At 50.7% G+C, this 16,061-nt stretch carries 10 protein-coding genes; 4 read left to right on the top strand and 6 right to left on the bottom strand.

What is annotated here, in order from left to right; translation table 11 throughout:
• Positions 1-17: 17 nt before the first annotated feature.
• Genes EB241_RS05840 through EB241_RS05815 form a run of 6 tightly spaced genes read right to left on the bottom strand, consistent with a single transcriptional unit; the run spans position 18 to position 5,132 of the window.
• Positions 18-1,067: a class I SAM-dependent methyltransferase gene (locus tag EB241_RS05840; protein WP_199737311.1), complete on the bottom strand. Its 1,050-nt coding sequence runs from the start codon at positions 1,065-1,067 to the stop codon at positions 18-20.
• Positions 1,054-1,911, bottom strand: coding sequence for an NAD-dependent epimerase/dehydratase family protein (locus tag EB241_RS05835; protein WP_124232269.1), 858 nt, complete (start codon positions 1,909-1,911; stop codon positions 1,054-1,056). Before EB241_RS05835 ends, EB241_RS05840 begins: the two co-directional genes overlap by 14 nt.
• Positions 1,911-2,453, bottom strand: coding sequence for a dTDP-4-dehydrorhamnose 3,5-epimerase (rfbC, locus tag EB241_RS05830; protein WP_124232268.1), 543 nt, complete (start codon positions 2,451-2,453; stop codon positions 1,911-1,913). The genes EB241_RS05835 and rfbC overlap by 1 nt, the downstream gene beginning before the upstream one ends.
• Positions 2,450-3,547, bottom strand: a complete 1,098-nt coding sequence (rfbG, locus tag EB241_RS05825; RefSeq protein WP_124232267.1) for a CDP-glucose 4,6-dehydratase — start codon at positions 3,545-3,547, stop codon at positions 2,450-2,452. The genes rfbC and rfbG overlap by 4 nt, the downstream gene beginning before the upstream one ends.
• A complete protein-coding gene (gene rfbF / locus EB241_RS05820; RefSeq protein ID WP_124232266.1) occupies positions 3,532-4,302 on the bottom strand; it encodes a glucose-1-phosphate cytidylyltransferase in 771 nt (256 codons plus the stop codon). The genes rfbG and rfbF overlap by 16 nt, the downstream gene beginning before the upstream one ends.
• Positions 4,303-4,325: 23 nt before the next feature.
• The gene (locus EB241_RS05815) at positions 4,326-5,132 is read right to left on the bottom strand and encodes a hypothetical protein (RefSeq protein WP_124232265.1); all 807 of its coding nucleotides are present in this window, start codon (positions 5,130-5,132) and stop codon (positions 4,326-4,328) included.
• A 272-nt stretch (positions 5,133-5,404) separates the two neighbouring features.
• Here EB241_RS05815 and EB241_RS05810 point away from each other — a divergent pair, with 272 nt between their 5' ends.
• The 4 genes from EB241_RS05810 to EB241_RS05795 all read left to right on the top strand — a co-directional run bounded on the left by EB241_RS05810 (position 5,405) and on the right by EB241_RS05795 (position 16,008).
• A complete protein-coding gene (locus EB241_RS05810) occupies positions 5,405-6,373 on the top strand; it encodes an HNH endonuclease signature motif containing protein (protein ID WP_124232264.1) in 969 nt (322 codons plus the stop codon).
• Positions 6,374-6,512: 139 nt separating this feature from the next.
• Positions 6,513-7,235, top strand: a complete 723-nt coding sequence (locus tag EB241_RS05805) for an RNA polymerase sigma factor FliA (RefSeq protein WP_124232263.1) — start codon at positions 6,513-6,515, stop codon at positions 7,233-7,235.
• A 43-nt stretch (positions 7,236-7,278) separates the two neighbouring features.
• Complete coding sequence (fliZ, locus tag EB241_RS05800; RefSeq protein WP_124232262.1) at positions 7,279-7,782, top strand: flagella biosynthesis regulatory protein FliZ; 504 nt, start codon at positions 7,279-7,281, stop codon at positions 7,780-7,782.
• A 1,182-nt stretch (positions 7,783-8,964) separates the two neighbouring features.
• Positions 8,965-16,008, top strand: coding sequence for an Ig-like domain-containing protein (locus EB241_RS05795; protein ID WP_124232261.1), 7,044 nt, complete (start codon positions 8,965-8,967; stop codon positions 16,006-16,008).
• The last annotated feature ends 53 nt before the right edge of the window (positions 16,009-16,061 follow it).

Below are 16,061 nucleotides of genomic sequence, written 5' to 3'. Positions count from 1 at the left end.
GCCAGAAAGAATCACGCTCAGTCGAGGGTGATATAATTAAAGCGTTGTCCCGTCATCTGTTTAATCTCCGCCAGATAACCTGAGTTCATTACATAGATGTTTTCACCATCGGCCAACTGTGGCAGCACCTCGTCAGGTGATTCAACTTTGATGCCCGTCGCCGGTAAAAAACGGTGTTGTTTCTTTGGGTTAATATCAATAACGTGATCAACACTGATACCCATCCATGCCAGATTCATCGCAAAGATAACCCCTTTGGATGCGCCGCCCCAGAGAATAATTTTCTTGCTGCGATCGACTTTCTCTGCAATCAGCTGTTCAATCGGGAAGGAAAAATCAGCGTCAGTGTCGTTAACTTCAGGTACTTCCCGCAGGTCCGACAGGTTAGCGATAACATAAATATACTGGTCGTTAAAAACATAGCCGCCTTCAATGATGTCACTGAATAAGCGTCTGAAGTCATTCAGACGAAAATAATTGACGTGCTCATAGAAAATATCGTACCAGGCATTATTGTTGCTGATCCATTCAAAGGCAGGAACTTCTATATAAATTTTGCAGTGTTTCGGCGCGGCCTGTTTCAGGAAATGCAGAAAGTCAGCCGGGTTTTTAATATGTTCAAGCACATGACGTAATATAATGCCATCACAGGAAATCGGGGTGTCCTGAGTAAAATATTCCGGGATGATCCTTGGATTATTGCCGCTGTAAGTGGGATCGAAGCCGGTTATATCAACCCCTTTTTCACTGAGCATATCCAGAAACAGACCCTTGCCGCAGCCTATTTCAACGATATTTTGCTTGCCCATCACACGCATAATCCGTTCTGCCACCTCCTGTAAATGTTGCGAGAAAGCGTGGCTTAATCCCTGTTCATTGTGATAATCCTTATCGTATTGCATTCCTGACTCATCAAACAGACGGTTGAAAATAATGCCGGTCTTTCCGTCGATGGTCAGATCGATATCTCCTTTCAGACAGTTAATCCCCTCTTCACGGGAGGAATACATCCTGTTCTGAAACAGGGGATAGTTTTCACGATAAAAAAGCGAGTTAGCGGATCTCATGATGTTTATCTCTTAAATTGCACACGCCAATTATTTTCAGGGGTGTGGTTTCAGACGGAGAGACTTCCCCCAGTTGCAGGAGATGCGTGGCGTTATGACGGGCAGCAATACGCAGGGCGAGATCCCCAATCCGGGTTCCTTCGCCAGAACAGACGTTGAATTTCCCCGCGTTTTTAGCAAGGACGCTGTTAATAATTTTTCCGGCCGCACAATCCACATCCAGATAATCTCTGACCAGATTGGCCTGTTTCAGGATCGCGGTTTTATTGTTGCTGAACATGTCGGTCAGATAAGGCACCAGACGACCCGCTTTTTCATTGGCACCAAACAGATAAAACAGGCGATACCAGCCGAACTGTACCGAGGTATTTTTAAAGAGCGCGTTCAGCATCGTAAAGGTGGCCACTTTACTGGCGGCGTAAAGCGACTGAGGATTGAGCGGCGCCTCCACGCTGAGTTCGTCCGTACGGTTGTCGTATTCAAAACAGGTGCCGATCCCGGCAAAATAACTGACGCCACTCCCGATGCAGGCCTGGGCCAGCGCCAGCGTGCCGTTCAGGCAAGCGATATTTTCCACAGAAGTGAGATAATCCTGTGGATTGACATACCAGGCGCTGTGAATGACGGTATCAATCCCTTTCAGCTGCTCGCGCCACCAGGCCACATCTTTGTCAAAGATCGAGTCGGTGACAACTATCTGTCGCAGATTCTTCTGTGCGGGCAGTTTATCGCGGCTTTGCTCCCGGCAGATCACGGTCACGGAGAGGTCACTATTAGCCAGCTGTTGCAGCAGCGCCTGTCCCACAAAACCACTCGCACCGGTGAGAAGAATATGTCGCATCATCAGCGTTCCAGACGAACGGCATAATCAGGATAAGCACAGTCTTTATCGCTGATGATTGCCGGGTGGAGAGGCCACTGAATGCCAAATGCGGCATCATCCCAGCGATAACCCTGCTCGTGACCGGGCGCATACTCGTCAGACACCTGATAGAAGAGATCGCTGTTGTCTTCCAGGGTAATAAACCCGTGTGCGCAGCCGCGCGGAATATAAAAGGCGTTTTGTTTATCAGCGCACAGCTCGACGCCATACCACTGAAGATAAGTCGGGGAAGTGGGACGCAAATCCACCGCGACATCGTAAATCCGACCTGCAACCGCCCGGACCAGCTTAACTTCGCTGTGCTCGCCGGTTTGCATATGCAAACCGCGCAGTGTCGCTTTGCTTTTATTGCTGGACAGATTGCACTGAACGAAGGTGGTCTCCAGACCAAAAGCGGAAAATGTTTTCTGGCAAAACGTGCGGGTAAAAGCGCCACGACTGTCAATAAAGGGGGTGGCTTCAATATGCCATGCGCCGGCAATCGGCGTTTCAGTGATCTTCATGATTTTATCTCGCGTTGTTCCATCACCCGACGTTCATAATCGGCAATTTGTTGCAGGCTGAACGCGGTCATATCGGCAGCACGGCGACTTGCCTGATACCACGTGCTGGTAAATTGCAGTGTGTCGTTGATATCCAGCGCCGGTGACCATTTCAGCGCGTGACGGGCTTTTGCCGAGTTCAGGGACAGATGAAGGGCTTCCCTGTTTTGCGGTATAACGGCCGAAGATGAGGGCACATGTTCATTTTCAGTGAGGGTCGACAGTCGTTGCAGCAGCGCGCTGACGGTGATGGTGTTGCGGCTGTCCGGGCCAAAATTGAGCGCGGTAAGGCAGGTATCGCGGTGCTCTGACAGATACTGTGCATAAAGCAGATAACCGCGGAGCGATTCCAGAACATGCTGCCAGGGACGCACCGCATCCGGGTAGCGAACGGTAAAAGGCTGCTGTTGATTTACCGCGCGGAAATAGTCCGGCACCAGACGGTCTTCAGACCAGTCACCGCCGCCGATCACATTGCCAGCCCGCGCCGTTGCCAGCACAATCCCCTGTTTACGGAAGTAACTCTCCCGGTAAGAGGTACAGAGCAGTTCGGTCATCGCTTTCGAGGCGCTGTAAGGGTCGTTGCCACCCAACGCATCATTCTCATTAAAGGCGTTGTCCGGTGCATCATTATTTGCATACACCTTGTCGGTGGTGATGACGATAACCGTTTTGATGGTTTTTGAAGAACGGACAGCATTAAGCAGATTCAGTGTGCCATTCACGTTACTGGTGAAGGTATTCAGCGGATCGACATAAGAGGCGTTCACCAGCGCCTGTGCCGCAAGATGGAAAACAATCTCCGCGTCGGATTGGGCAATCATCTCTTCCAGCGCCTGCCCATCACGGATGTCCAGCAGATGTTCGATGATCCTGCTTTGGCGGTGAACGACATTGTAATGTGATTCAGGTTGATTATTAGGTAAAGAAACCGCCTCCAGCTCTGCACCCATTTTCAGCAGCCAGAGAGTAAGCCACGATCCTTTAAACCCGGTGTGGCCGGTAACCAACACTTTTTTTCCACACCAGAAGGTTGGCGTTACCATATTTTCCATGGTGCCTCACCGCTCTGCCACAGATCTTCCAGCAGGATTTTTTCCCGCAACGTATCCATTGGCTGCCAGAAACCATCGTGCATAAATCCGGCCAGCTGGCCGCTTCTGGCCAGATGTTCCAGCGGACCGGTTTCCCAAACGGTACTGTCATTTTCGATTAAATCCAATACGGCAGGCTCCAGAATAAAGAAGCCGCCGTTGATTCTGGCTGAATGATCGACCGGTTTTTCAGAAAAGTCGGTAATGCGATAACCATCAGAATGAATGGTCCCAAAACGTGCCGGAGGCACGACGGTGCACATGGTGGCCTGGAGACCATGAGAACGATGGAAATCAAGTTCTTCCTGAATATTAATATCACCGAGGCCATCACCGTAGGTCATCATAAAAGGCGCATCGGGATCGAGATATTCTTTAATTCGTTTCAGGCGGCCACCGGTCATCGAACTGTTCCCCGTATCAACCAGCGTCACTTTCCAGTCCGGGGCAGACCCGTGGTGGTATTCAACCTTATTATTTAATAAATCGACGGTAATATCGTTGTGATGCAGAACGATATTGGCAAAATACTCTTTCAGTAAGTAGCCCTTATAACCAACACAGACGATAAAATCTTTAAAACCATGATGCGCATAAATGCTCATGATGTGCCAGATGATCGGCTTATCACCAATTTCAACCAGGGGTTTAGGGCGAATAACCGTCTCTTCTGAAAGCCGGGAACCAAGGCCACCCGCTAAAATAACCACTTTCATCGTTTTATCCTTCTAAAGAGGGCTTATGTACCACGTGTATAAGCGCCGTTTTCTGTTACCGTGTGCACCACACCAAACAGACCCACAGGAAGGTTATTGTTGTGTGTGGCACTCAGTTCCTTTAATAACAGATAGCTACCTAACCTTTCCTGACAGAAAGCGACGGCCCGTTTTTGATAAGGGTCAGTCTGGTTGAAGGGCGTAAATTTTTCGATAAACATCAACGAGACGGACTGAAGGCGGCCAAACGCCGATTGCCACCAGCTCACGGGATAGGTGCCCAGTTCAATACCGCCGATAATCAGATGGGCGCAGTTAAGAAACAGGAAGCTGTCCTGTTCACTGATGACCCCCAGATCCACTGCCAGCGCGGTATATTTGAGTAAATCACTGACATGATGAAAATTGGCGTATTGCTGATACAGATTGCCCAACTGCATTGGGGTCGAGGCGATATACTCCCGGCCTTCCGCCAGCTGGGGGATAATGGGGTGTTGCGAGACTTCTTCTGTGCCAACATCATGGGTTCCGCCATAGTTAACCGACGGTGTGCCATATTTTTCACGGGTAACAAATTTCCTGTATTGCCAGATGGTAATATTGCCATCGGTCAGATTCATCTTCTGTACAATATTGCGGATCACCATCGGGCCAATCGCGCCTGAAAGCTGCTGATGCAATGCTTGCGCATTATCAATGAATTCATAGCCGGGAATAATATTCAGGCCCTGGGGATTTTCTGGCATGGAGTTGCCAAGCCAGACGATATTGGCATCAGGTGGAACCTGGTAACAGGGTAAATTCTGATGACAAATAATAAATGTATTCATGGAATGTTCCGAAAGGGAATGCCTGAAGCAATGCTAGCGCAAGGCTTATCTTTCAATTCAGAGAATAAACGTATTTTTATACTGTTTATCATTGGCAGGAAGCCTGTTGATCTTCCCTTTTGGCGGAAAAACAAATTCTTCGCGGGTTAACGGTAAATCTTTACAGAAACCTTACATCCTGCCGATAACCTCTTCATGTCACCACCGTGCCGTGCGCAGTTGACGACCATGCCGTGCATGGTGTGGAACCCTTTACTTTTCTGGAGTGTCCGATGCGTTTCAATTATGACCTGTTACCGGGGGCACTGCTGTCGTTTGACGAAATCAGCGAACGCTACAGCCAGCGCTATCCCGACGATAAATCATTAACCAGTCGTGGCTTACTCAGTCCGTCAACCCTGAGTAAAAACCGGACAATCCGTGCCGTTTTTGCCAGTAAAGACAGTCAGATCCCGCTGGAGGACCTGCTGTTTATTGCCAATGATAACGAAAGAAAAAATTATCTCGCGCGCTTTGAACATTATTTGCAGCATCAGGAGAGCTTTCTCTACTTCCGCCGTCCGGTAGAGCCTGCCCCCTGGAATACGTGGAAAGTAATGGGGGAAAGTAAGGTACTGGCGATGCTTGATCCGGCCTCAATCATGGCGCAAAGCCTGCTGCAACAGCGCGGCTATACGCTGATGCTGCTACGTACCGAGGATGAGGAAGAGTACTGGCAGCTTTACAACCATCAGTCACAACCCTGTTTTGAATATGCCCGTCCGCTACAGTTTATCGTGGTACTGACTTCGCCGTTGTTGCCACCGGCGGCCGGTGTTATCCAGGGGACACGGGTTGGACGTCGGGTCAAGGCCCGGCTGTGGCAACGAGCCAGCCAGCAGGAGTTTAACAGTTCGGTGCGTCAACGCTACGGCGCCTGTGTGATCACCGGTACGCTGCTGACGGATGAGAACAGCTGGCCCTGGGTGGAAGCCTGCCATATTGATATGCGCGAAAATGAGCTGGGTTCGCTGGTGGATAACCATACCGATAACGGCCTTTTTTTGCGCAGTGATTTGCAGCGCCTGTTCGCCAGTCGTCGGATCACGATTGACGGCATAAGCGGCGTGGTGCGGTTTCGCAGTGCGTTGCAGGAAGATCAGACGCTGGCGTCTTTCTATCAGGCGCTGGAAGGAAAAGTGTGTGCGCTGTGGGCACAGGTCCCCCAGGCCACCCGTGAAAGATTGCAGAAATTCCGTTAAAGGTTAATGGGTGGCTTAATCCACGGCCTGCGACGCAAAATTGAAATAGCCTGCCTTTTTTACCGTTATTCAGCCAATCAATCTGTACTACAGAAACCGATAATTGTGCCGATAACTTAACTAACGCAGGATAGTCAGAGTGAACGATCTATATACCGCCGGTGGCGTGATGGATAAAAACTCGCTGTGGCAGCGATACGTGCCACTGGTGCGCCATGAAGCCCTTCGCTTACAGGTGAGATTACCTGCAAGTGTTGAACTTGATGACCTGTTACAGGCAGGTGGCATTGGTCTGTTGAACGCGGTGGAACGCTACGATGCGTTACAGGGAACGGCCTTTACCACCTACGCCGTACAACGTATCCGTGGTGCAATGTTGGATGAATTGCGCAGCCGGGACTGGGCGCCACGAAGCGTTCGTCGTAACGCACGTGAAGTGGCAGCCGCGATGCATCAGGTTGAGCAGGCGTTGGGGCGCTCAGCGACCGAACAGGAAGTGGCGGCACAACTCGACGTGTCACTGGAAGAGTACCGGCAGATCCTGCTGGATACCAACAACAGCCAGCTGTTCTCTTACGACGAATTTCGTGAGGAACACGGTGACAGTGCGGAGCTGGTGACGGATGGGCATGAAGAGGCCAATCCGCTGCATCAGCTGATGGAAGGGAATCTGCGTGAACGCGTCATTGAAGCGATCGAGGCTTTGCCTGAGCGGGAGAAAATGGTGCTGACACTTTATTACCAGGAGGAGCTGAACCTGAAAGAGATTGGCGCAGTGCTGGAGGTCGGGGAATCCCGCGTCAGTCAGCTGCACAGTCAGGCGATCAAACGCCTGCGTACCCGTTTAACGGCCGCGCGCTGAAGGAGTCAGTTTTGCATACTTAACAGCAATTGGGGACTCCATTATGGGATCCAAAACTAAACTTAGGCCGTTGAGCCGTTATTTAAAAGACTATAAACACAGCCAGAGTAACTGTTCCCATTGCAGCAAAGTGCTGGATCGAATGGCGCTGGTCTTTCGTGGGCAAATTATTAATAAAGAAGCCATTGCCCGGATGGATCAGTTGATCGATGAGCAGGTCTGGTTAAAGCTTCAGCTTGAACTGACCGCGTTATGCCGGTTTTGTAGTGATATCTATTGCAACACCCATCCAAATTATTTCGACATCATGGCGTTCAAGCAGTACCTGTTTGAGCAGACCGAGATGAGCCACAGTACTATCCGCGAATATGTTGTTCGCCTGCGTCGCCTTGACGATATGCTCTCTGCACGTAATTTCCCGCTGGAGAAACTCAACGGGACCAGCTGGCATGCCTGCCTTGAAAATGATCTGCCGGATGCCGGTAACAACAATTACCGTATTGCCCTGCGCAAATATGACCAGTTTTTAGGCTGGCAGCGTAATTAGTTATTTGCTTCGGATCTTTTTACGATATCTTCCAGCCTGCCTCTGAACACTGTAAGGACAATTGACGTGCCCGTTAAACAGGCGCTCCTGTCCTTACATTTTTCATTCCTTTCCACTATGGGCACAGCCCGGCATATGCCTGGCTGTGTCCATAGCGATATATTCCTTACGTGTGACGATGATACGCCTCTCCCCCCTGGTGACAACACCCAGTTAAAGGTTGAATGTTGTGGATACATTACACAATCCTGCAGCATAGCTGGAGGTGGATACAGATCCATCACAGATGTACTCCTTTGTCTGTTTTATTCGTTGAATGCCGACTTTTATTCTCATAATACCATTGCTGCCCTCAACGGCTTAAGTACAGCCGTGGCTGATTCTTGACTGTTCTTCATATATAAATCCTGGTTGAACAGCACGGGAACATTTTCTATACCCTTATTTTTTTACATTTAACTCATTTATATCATACTTCTTATTTAAACGTTCCCTTAACAGTGAGGTATGAATTTCCCTGGATGGAAGACCTGCTCGCTGAACTATGCTATTAATTGTTTGGTGAATTTTTACTTCTTATTTGTTATCAGCCTGGTCCTGTCGGGGTAAAGTGAATAAACTATATTATTGGGGTGTAATCTGCTGAGCCTTAGTATCATCGCCTGGTTTGTGCAAAAGAAAATAATCTTGCAGGTATACCCTTTATCGATCCACTTATTACTGGCTTTGTAAGCAGATAGTATGGGATTTTGTTTTTAGTAATTACTATTTACGCCTGCATTCAGGAAACATGTCTTGAATTTCGTTAACATCCCCGGTTACTCCGGTGCGCGAAGAGTCAGCTTCGCTTATTTATTTTTTGTATCACCGGAACGGGTTTCTTGCCACTCAAATCTACAGAAGGAGCTTTTTTACGATAAGATCGCGAAGCTTAAGGCTAATAAGTATCAATATATTAAAACTGACGTTGGTTTTATGCTATTAATGCCCGGACTTTCTGAATTTGACGCTTTGATTAATCTGATTAGCTTTCTTAAAGTAATAAAATTTCTTTCGTGTTTTTAAAGTGTTTAAAGCCCAATTAATTATCACGGCTTTATTTATACCTGGTGGGGGTAACACCAGCTCACTGCCTTATTTTCTTTCTGCCATCAGCGGAAGGCTTTTCTGTGGAGATAATTTGTGAAGACAGTACACAGGGATCAAGTCCCATTTCATATAAAACTGTTTGTATGGCTGAATATTGGTATACAAACTGTGTTTCCGCTTGCCGCTGCTTTTACCCCGGTCAGTGCCGGTGCGGGAAGTTCGGAACGCCTTCTGACTACCGGGCAGTCGATGATGCAAACCCGGCCCTATACCCTTGCACCGGGAGAAACCTCCACCACCGTGGCGAAAAAATACAATATGACACCTGAGGCGCTGAAGAAGCTGAACCAGTTTCATACATTTGCCCGTGGTTTTGAAGGCTTACAGCCTGGCGATGAGCTGGACGTGCCATTAAGCCCGCTTCCCGAAGTTCAGTGGCATGACGGCTCGGCAGCCCTTGCAGGGGCATCCACGGTCAGCAAACCTGGGCCGACAGAAGAAAAGGTCGCGCGACATGCCTCACAGGCTGGCGCTTTTCTGGCAACCCGGCCTGACAGTCAGGCTGCCGCTTCGCTGGCGCGGGGGATGGCGTCCAGTGCGGCCAGTGCTGAAGTTCAGCAGTGGATGAGCCGTTTCGGCACCGCGCGGGTACAACTTGAAACCGATAAAAATCTTTCTCTTAAGGGCTCCCAGATTGACCTGCTCTTACCTTTGCATGAAAAAAATAACCGGCTTATTTTCTCGCAAAAAAGTCTGCACCGCACCGACGATCGTAATCAGGCCAATCTCGGCGCGGGCGTGCGCTACTTTTATGATAAGTCGATGTTCGGGGTGAATACATTTTTTGACCATGATCTTTCCCAGCAGCATTCCCGGGTGGGCGGAGGAGTTGAGTACTGGCGTGATTTTGTCAGAATGGCGATGAATGGTTATTTACGCATGACCGGTTGGAAAGATTCACCTCATCTGACTGATTATGAGGCGCGCCCGGCAAATGGCTGGGATATCCGCGCGCAGGGTTGGCTTCCTCACCTGCCGCAGTTGGGTGGTAATCTCACCCTGGAGCAGTATTACGGCAATGAAGTGGCGCTGTTTGGTCGGGATAAACGCCAGCGTAACCCTTACGCCCTCACCACAGGATTGAACTATACCCCGGTACCGCTGATGACGTTAAACGCAGAACAGCGCCTGGGGCGCGCGGGGCAAAACGATACACGCGTTGGCCTGAATATGAACTATCAGCTGGGCATACCGTGGCGGGTGCAGACAGACCCCAAAGCGGTGGCAGCCATGCGCAGTCTGATGAACAGCCGTTACGATCTGGTTGAGCGTAATAATAATATTGTTCTGGAATATCGTAAAAAAGAGGTTATCAGTCTCAGAACCGCTCAGCAGTTGACGGGATATGCCGGGCAGCATAAATCGCTGGGCGCGTCGGTAAACAGCAAGTACGGGCTGTCTCATATCAACTGGACGGCGCCTTCGCTGATTGCGGCGGGGGGAAACATTATCGATAACAAGGGTGATTACACGGTAGTGCTGCCGAATTATCAGACGGCGGAAAATGGCATCAACACCTACCCTGTTGAGGGCGTGGCGGTCGACCAGCAGGGTAACAGCTCAGGGCGCGCCAGTACCTTGATAACCGTCAGTCAGGCGGCGATTGATACTCACCTCAGTTCACTTACTCCTTCTGAAATTCAGCTGCCCGCCGATGGCAAAACACAGCAACAGCTTATTCTGCGGGTCAATGACCGTGAGGGTAATCCGGTTGATATTGGCGCTGATGAAATCAGTGTAAGAAAAAACAGCCCGCTCCGCAGCACCAGCGATACCGTGGTGTCAGCGTTTGTCCGTCAGGCGGTGGGCGAGTATGTCATTACCATCACAGCAGGCACATTGCCTGAGGTCTTTACGCTGACGCCTGTGGCGCGTGATGCAGATTTTGCCTCAGGCAGAGTGAATCTGCTCGCGGATAAAACCACCGCGCTGGTGGATTCGCTTGAGGTAGTGGCTGATAACGCTATTGCTGATGGTCAGGCGCAGAACGTCATTAAAGTTATTGTGGTTGATGCACATAATAACCTTGTCAGTGGGCAGGATATTTACCTGGAGGCAGATAATGGTGCATCGATAGCCAGACAGGTGCAAACCGGTGACGATGGTACGGTTAACGTGCCTGTTACCAGCACTCATGCCGGAGAAAGCACGGTTACCGTGAGCATCAACGGCGCTGGCAGTAAAACTGTCAAACTGGCTTTTCAGCCGGACCATGCCACCGCACAGCTGACAGAGCACAATCTGAGCATCCAGCCAGAGGTCTCTGTGGCGGATGGCAAAGCATCAAAAACGGTGAGCGCTGTGGTCACTGACGCTAATGGTAATCCGGTGCCCGATCTGCCGGTTGTCTTCAGCGCGGACAACGGTGCTGTTATGGCTGACAACTCGGTGTTTACTGATGCAAATGGGCGTGCCACGACGTTACTGAGCAGTACGGTTGCAGGACTTTCCAGGGTGACAGCCCGTGTGAACAATACCCAAATGGTAAAAGAAACCGCTTTTATCGCCAACAGTGCAACCGCACTGGTCATCTCGGTCAATGCTGCACAGGCATCAGGTATTGCTGATGGTAAAACCGCAGTGACATTCAGGGCATTAATCAAAGATGAGAACGGTAATCCCCTGTCTGATATTCCCGTTAACTGGAAGTCCAATAAAGATGACAGCACGGTGGCCTTTGGCCAGAACCAAACGCGGACTGACAGTCAGGGAATAGCGGAAACAACCATAACCAGTACTCAGGCCTTGACCAATGTTGTGGTGACGGCTTCAACCAATGCGTCTTCCAGTGCAGCCGCGCCATTCACCTTTGTTGCAGATAAAAGCAGTGCGAGAGTGGCACAGTTAAGCAGTGACAAACCCACATTAACCGCGAACGGAACGGATACGGTGCGCCTGAGTGTCCGGGTTGACGATGCAAACGGTAATCCCCTTTCTGATATCAAGGTGATATTGAGCAGCGATCGAGGCGCGATCATTACCCCGGCTCAAGTGGTTTCAGGCAGTGATGGTTTTGCCTACGCCACACTGAGCGGCACTCAGGCCGGCGATGTCACCGTTTCAGCCAGCCTGGAGAATGCCACCAGTAAAACATTGTCTTTGCAGGCGCTGGCGGACACGCAAACGGCATTGGTGACGGTCAGCGCCGACGCCGCCTCAGCCATAGCGGGTCAGAGTAATCCGGTCCTGCTCACCGCCACGGTGGTGGATGCACACAATAATCCTGTGGAGGATATCAGCGTCGCCTGGCAGTCAAACCACAATCAGTTGAGCCATCCGCTAAGTGTAACCAATGCGCAGGGTAAGGCTGTAGTGGCGCTCTCCGGCACACAGGCGCAACTTACCACGGTAAATGCTGTGCTTTACAACGGCAATACGGGGTCGGCACAGGTAACTTTTGGCCCGACGATCTCTGCTCAGGATAACAGCACTCTGACGGTGTCACCGCAAACCATCACGGCAGACGGTAAGGCTGGAGCAGTTGCTACGCTTATCCTGAAAGATCGCTGGAACAATCCTGTACCCGGCCAGACGGTAAGCTGGTCCACTGACAGTGCATCCGGTATTACCTTTGTTGCGAAAGAAACAGGCAAGGGGGTTTATCAGGCCACAGTTACCGGAACCCGCGAGGGAAGCTGGCCCCTTACCGCAACCAGTGACAATGTAAGTTTGCAGACTTCTCTTGGGCTGCTTGCCAGTCAGGATTCGGCAGTGATTGACAGCGTTAGCATTTCCGGTAGCAATACTGCACAGGCAAACGGTGCGGAAACGGTGACGTTTCGTGCGCAGGTCAAAGACACTAATGGCAACACAAAACTACAGGGCGTAGCTGTGGGCTGGGATACCAGCCTTGGCAACCTCTCGTCTCGTATCAGTAGCACGGACGAAAATGGTGTAGCAGAAATAAGGTTGAGCAGTCGCTCGGCAGGTCAGGCGCAGATTAGCGCAATGCTGGGCGGCGGGATGTTGCACAATGCTGACAGGGTAGCCATTTTCACTGCCGGCACGGTAAGTTCAGCGAAGTCATCCCTGAGCATATCACCTGCCAGTATCATTGCGGAATCAGGCAGTGCGACGATCAGCGTCACGGCCAGGGATGTTGAGGGCAATCTGCTGTCGGGCCTGAAAGATAAAGTGAGTCTGACCTTCTCATCTGCACTTGAAATGACCATATCGACGCTTACAGAAATTTCACCGGGGGTTTATGAAGCGAAGGTGATGGGTAAAAAAGCCGGGATCACAGAGCTAACCGCTGTGGTGGATGGGGTGAGCGTTGCTCAGAAAGCCAGCCTGACGATTTTGGCAGATAACACCGCAGCGGTGGTTAAAGGCAATATCACCGTATCGCCCACCTCGGCCAGGGTGGGTGAAACAGTGACCTTTTCCGCATTACTTACCGATAGCAATGGCAATGCGCTGGGGGCCGGTATCCCTGTCACCTGGAGCACGAATGCGGGGAGTATCCTGCAGGCCCAGGTTACCCGCAGCGATGAATCGGGCACGGCGAGGGTTACGCTGACACGACTGATTGCCGGGACGGCAAGTGTTCAGCTGATTCTGCCATCGGGAACCACCTCTGCTCCTGATGTTGTTTTCAGCGCCGGGGAGGCAGATGAAAGCAATTCAACGTTGACGCTTACTCCGTCCGTTATCACGGCGGGCAAAGAAACGGCGGCACTGGTGCTTATCCTTCGGGATAAGAATGGCAATTTGCTGTCTGGCCAGACCGTAAGCGGTAGCAGTGCTAATGTAGCCGCCAGCGTTGGGGCAAGCCAGCAAAGCAGTGATGCGCCGGGCCGCTACACCATGGATGTGAGCAGTAACAAGGCAGGTACAGCAATACTCGCCGTGAAGGTGGGAACTAAAATCTTCAGCCAGACGCGTACGCTAACCATCAACGGTGATCCTGACAGCTGGAAGATTTCGGCAGTTACACCGGACAGAACCAGGGTGACTGCCGGTGACAGTACGGGAGTAACCTACAGTGCTACTGTGGTGGACAGCCATGGCAACGTCCTTCCGAATGTGGTGGTTTCCTGGCAGCTTCGTGGTCAGGCTGAAAGCTTCGCGCCAACGTCAAGGACTGACAGTAATGGTATTGCAAAAACGACGCTGTTAAGTAATACCACCGGTCAGCTTAAAATGACCGCATTGCTGGATGCAGACAATGCCATGCAGGCGACGACGGTTAGCGTAGTGGCGGGTGATATCAGCCTGGCCTCCCTTACTGCCGACAAAACCATGATTGGCTCTGATGGCAAGGATACTGTGACGCTCACCACTTATCTGGAGGACCGCTACGGTAACCCTGTCACCGGTAAAACCGTGGTAATTCAGGGGGCAAACACCTTGCCAGGTTTTGCACTGAGTGCCGTGACGGATCGGGGAGACGGCCGCTATGTGGCAACCGGAACCGGAACCACCAAGGGTGAAGTGACGCTTGCCGCTCAGGCAGACAACAAAACCGTGGGTAATTCTGTCACGGTGGTTGTTGGCGCCATTATACCGGATTTACGCTTTGCCAACGCGCAGCAGAACACTGTCTGGACCAGTAACTTCACCGAATCGCAGGCTGTCACCGGTATGCCAGCGGGTTTGCCGCAGATCTGGACGGTGTCGGATACCAGTGTGGCAACCGTGGACGGCAACGGAAAACTCATCCTGTTAAAAGCGGGAGAGGCCAGCGTTTCTGTTTATACGCCGGGTAATTCACAATATACCGCAGCGATGGCCAGTTATTACATCAAAGTCACCAGAGCAGACCCGCAGCTGAAAGCAGGCAGCGGTGAACCGGTCACCGCGATGTGGCGTGACGGTGTGGAGCATACCATTACTGCCAGCTATGGTAACAGCGATGCACAGAAACTGCTGACGCCGGTCTATACGACCCGTGACTCTGCGGTTGTCTCTGTTAGCAACAGTGGCAAACTGACGGCGGTGAAACCCGGCACCACGGTGGTCAGTGTCAGCACCGCAGAAACTGACCAGTTTATGGCGGCCTCATCGGATGTCACCTACGTACTGAAGAAGGCTACCATTGACATCAGATTTGCCAACAGCGAGGTGAAAACGACGGATCAGCTGGCGTTTGCCCTGCAAGATCCGATAACGGTATTCGGCCCGGAAGCAAGCCTGAATTGGCAATCCAGCAATGACAGCGTGGTGAATCTAACGGCCGCCGGTGTGGTAGAGGGCAATGTTGGCAAAGGGCAGGCGCGTCTGACGCTGGCGGTAGCGACGAATGACTACTATAACGCCAGTACGGGCTACTATGATGTGGTGGTGTATACCAAACCCGCCGTCAGCCTCGGAAATATATCCTATATAAGTAAGGGAGCTAACGGCAGCCTTGATAAGTGGACGCCGGTCTTTACTGACGATACGCTCACGCTTAACTGGATCGCGGGTATCACTGATGAATACAGTAGACCGAACAGTGCGGTGGTTTATATCAAAGATACCAACGGTAATATACTGAAGCAGTCTGACGTTTCATCACCTTTGGCAAACAACACTATGACCTTCAACCCAGATACCAATTTATGGGGCAGAACAGTCCATGTGGAACTGGTTGCCAAAGGATACGCTAACCTGGAAACAAATTTGGTGTCGTCCAATATCATTGTTACAAATCTGAAGCCTAATGAGATATGGTCATCATTAACGATTAATCATTATCTCGAATCCCGAACCAGTGTAGGCGTTGACAGTTCATGCAGGGAGTCTTATATGGGACGCTATCATGCGAATAACGTTATTGCTAACGGGGGGAGTATCAATTTTGGTGGTAAGCGACTTCTTACCCCAATGAAACTTACTGCCAGAGTGAAAGCGACTCACAATTCCAATGATACTTCAGCCGATCTGCCCAACTCGTTTGATTCGGTCGCAACAGATCGGAGCATCGCTTTTGGTAATGCAACAATTGCAGATGACTGTTGGCGTAATCATACAGGAGGATACGCTGTGAATCTTAACGTCAATTACGCCGGACAGGCATACACTTATAATGGGACAAACTATGGATGGGGAGGTAATGGCGATGGAATTAATGTAAACAGGGTTGATAGCCACTGATTCAGGAGGGAAAAAGGCCCTCCCGTCAGTTTTGCGAGGCATCCATCGTCCCC

The sequence above is a fragment of the Erwinia psidii genome (genome assembly GCF_003846135.1).
In the GTDB taxonomy this organism is placed as follows: Bacteria; Pseudomonadota; Gammaproteobacteria; order Enterobacterales; family Enterobacteriaceae; genus Erwinia; species Erwinia psidii.
Note: the sequence above shows the minus strand (reverse complement) of the source record. Positions and strands in the feature narration are given on the sequence as shown.